Genomic DNA, 3,166 nt, shown 5'->3' on the forward strand with positions numbered 1-3,166 from the left:
GATCGGCGTGGTGGGGGCGGGCGGCCCTCCCCACTGCGCGGAGAGCTGCCTGCACTGGGGCCTGCGCCGGGGCGGGACCTATCTGGACCCGCTCTCGCTCCTTCCGGCTCATCTGCTGCGCCGCGGCCCTTCCCGGCTGCTGCCGGTCGCCGGAGTACCTCTGCCGGAACGGCGGCCGGCCGACGGGGACGGCCGCTGGACCGGGAACCACGGCGGGACCGGGAACCACCGCGGGGCCGGCGACGCTCTCGCCCCCGCGCTGACCGCCGGGAGCGGGAGGGGACACGGGACGATGCCCCTCGTGCTCGCGGCCGCACTCGCGGGCGCTGCGGCGTGGGCCCGGTCCCGGACGGCCCGCCGGTGTCAGCGCAGGACGCCGCGCAGGGCCATGGACACCGCGGCCTCGGTGATCCGGGCCGGGTCCTCCGCCGCGCCGAGTTCGATACGGCGGACCGCGGAGTCGACGATGCCCTGCAGCAGCATCGCCGCGAGCATGGGCTCTTCGTGGCCGAGATCCTCCAGGGCCTCGACGATCAGGGCGACCAGACCGCCGTGGGCGGCACGGATCCTCTCCCGGGCCCCGGCGTCGAGCTCACTCGCGGAGATCGCGACGACCGCGCGGTGCCGCCGGTCCCCGACCAGGGCCAGCTGCTGCCGCACATACGCCTCGATCCTGCCCTCGGGCGAGTCGGCACGGGCCATGGCCGCCTCGACCTCGGCCGCCCAGACGGGGAAGTCCACCGCGCAGAGCTCTTCGACGACGGCGGCACGGGAGCGGAAGTACTCGTAGACCGAGGAGCGGGCCAGGCCCGTCCGCTCGGCGAGGGCGGGGAAGTTCAGCGCCTCCGTCCCTCCGTCGGACAGCAGGGCGCGGGCGGCGTCCAGCAGGGCGGCGCGTTGCATCGTCCGGTGCTCGGCCACGGAGGCCGCTCGAATCCTTGGCACGCTCCCACTCTACGGACGAGAGGCCCGACACTCCACGGACCTGCCCGAACAGGCCCGCACACGGCGCCTGTTCGGCGCGCGAAGACAGCCTCAGCGTCCGAAACCGGCCAGCTTCGCCCGCAGCTGCAGCACCGACTTGGTGTGGATCTGACTCACCCGGCTCTCGGTGACCTCCAGGACCTTGCCGATCTCGGCCAGGGTGAGGCCCTCGTAGTAGTAGAGGGTGACGACGGTCTTCTCGCGCTCCGGGAGCGTGTTGATGGCCCTGGCCAGCAGCCTGCGGAGCTCGCGGTCCTCGGCGACTTCCACCGGGTTGTCGGCCGCGGTGTCCTCCAGGGTGTCGACGAGGCTCAGGCGGTCTCCGCCGCCCTCACCGCCACCGTGCAGCAGCTCTTCCAGGGCGACCACGTTGGCCAGTGACAACTGGCTGAAGACCGCATGGAGTTCCTCGGTCTCGATGCCCATCTCGGCGGCGACCTCCGCTTCGGTGGGGGTGCGCCGCAGCCGCGCCTCCAGCGTGGCGAAGGCCCGCTCGTAGGCGCGGGCCTTCTGCCGCACCGAGCGCGGGATCCAGTCAAGGGACCGCAGTTCGTCGATCATGGCGCCGCGGATCCTGGTGATCGCGTAGGTCTCGAACTTGATCGACCGGTCGAGGTCGAACTTCTCGATGGCGTCGATCAGCCCGAAGACTCCGGACGAGACGAAGTCGGCCTGCTCGACATTGGCGGGCAGGCCCACGCTGACCCGGCCCGCCACATACTTCACCAGCGGGGAGTAGTGCAGGATCAGCTGCTCACGCAGCCGCCCGTCGCCGGTGGTCTTGTACGACCGCCACAGCTCGTCGAGCGACGTCGGAGCCTGAGGCCGCACGCCGCCGCGGGCTGCGGGGGGAGTCGCCGCGCGGTCGGACCCGGAGGTGTGCTGGGGCATTCGTCGCCTTGCTGCCGTTCTTCCGTGGTGTGACGTGGGGGGTGACGGTTAATGGGTGGGATTCTTGTGAGCGTAGCGTGACTGGGGAGTCGCAGTGAGCGAACAGTCGCCGTTCCGGGGACCGCAGATTCGTTCCGCTGACCGCACCCGGGGATTACTCCGGTCGGCGGCGGCGCGCGCCCGCGCGTGCGCCGGGTTCACGACCTTCGAGGTCACGGCCGGGTCCGGCCGCCGGGAACGGTCCGGATCGGGCCGCACTCGGACGCTCGGCGGCGGGCCGCCGGACGCTTCGCATCGGGTGTCAATCTCCAGCCGTCGCCGTGTCGTTCGACGAACCCCAGTGACTGCAGTTCGTACAGCCTGTTGAGCGCCTCGTCTGCGCCGGTCAGCGCGTCCCGGGCGAGTTGCCCCGCGCCGGCCGCGCCCGACGCCGGGAGTGCGTCGAGCACCCGCGCGGCGACCGGGTCCAACAGGTCCCGGGGGACGACGGGGCCGCGGCGGACCGGGGCGAGTTCGCCGATGTCACCGACCAGCTCCACCACCTCCGAGGCATCGGTGACCAGCGCTCCCTCACCTCGCAGGAGTTCGTGCACTCCCGCCGACAGCCCGCTGGTGACCGGCCCGGGCACACCCATGACGTGGCGGCCCAGTCTGCGGGCGGCGCGTGCGGTGACGAGCGAGCCGCTGCGGTACTCCGCCTCGACCACCACCGTGCCCCTGGTCAGGGCGGCGATGACACGGTTGCGCAGGACGAAGCGGCTCTGTGTCGGGTGGGCGCCGGGTGGCAGCTCGCCCACGATCAGTCCCTGTCCGGCGATCCGGCCGATCAGCTCGGCATGGCCGCGCGGATAGGGCACGTCCACCCCGCAGGCGAGCACCGCCACCGTGGCGCCGCCCGCCGCGAGCGCCCCGCGGTGCGCGGCCCCGTCCACTCCGTGCGCCGCGCCGGAGACGACCACCCAGCCGCGCTCGGCCAGCCCCGCGCCGAGCGCCGCGGCCACATGGGCGCCGTACTCGGTGCAGGCCCTGGCACCGACGACGGCGACCGAGCGCAGCGCCCACAGGCGCAGGCTGGGCCGACCGCGCACCCACAGCCCCACGGGTGCGGCGTCCCCGAGGTCGTCGAGCTGCGTGGGCCACTCGTGGTCGCCGGGCACCACGAAGCGCCCGCCGACGGCCGCGACGGCCTCCAGATCGCGCTCCGGCGCGGCCTGCGCCGCCCGCGCACGCAGCCCTTCGACGCGCCGCGCGCCCGCCCCGCGCAGACCGGTGTCCCCCGTCCGGGTGATCC

Annotated in this window: 3 protein-coding genes and 1 pseudogene; 1 reads left to right on the forward strand and 3 read right to left on the reverse strand. The window is 73.7% G+C overall.

Annotated features, from left to right (window positions below):
• Window positions 1–169, forward strand: a pseudogene (locus GUY61_RS40975) (M23 family peptidase); the annotation flags it as partial.
• Window positions 170–363: 194 nt separating this feature from the next.
• Here GUY61_RS40975 and GUY61_RS36590 read toward each other — a convergent pair.
• The 3 genes from GUY61_RS36590 to dprA all read right to left on the reverse strand — a co-directional run bounded on the left by GUY61_RS36590 (window position 364) and on the right by dprA (window position 3,164).
• On the reverse strand, window positions 364–921 hold the full coding sequence (locus GUY61_RS36590) for a TetR family transcriptional regulator (RefSeq protein WP_166634612.1): 558 nt from the start codon (window positions 919–921) through the stop codon (window positions 364–366).
• A gap of 114 nt (window positions 922–1,035) precedes the next feature.
• On the reverse strand, window positions 1,036–1,875 hold the full coding sequence (gene whiG / locus GUY61_RS36595) for an RNA polymerase sigma factor WhiG (protein WP_166634610.1): 840 nt from the start codon (window positions 1,873–1,875) through the stop codon (window positions 1,036–1,038).
• A gap of 212 nt (window positions 1,876–2,087) precedes the next feature.
• Window positions 2,088–3,164, reverse strand: a complete 1,077-nt coding sequence (gene dprA / locus GUY61_RS36600) for a DNA-processing protein DprA (RefSeq protein WP_313897022.1) — start codon at window positions 3,162–3,164, stop codon at window positions 2,088–2,090.
• Window positions 3,165–3,166 lie beyond the last annotated feature (2 nt).

Source organism: Streptomyces sp. GC420 (assembly GCF_009916105.1).
Classification (GTDB): Bacteria; Actinomycetota; Actinomycetes; order Streptomycetales; family Streptomycetaceae; genus Streptomyces.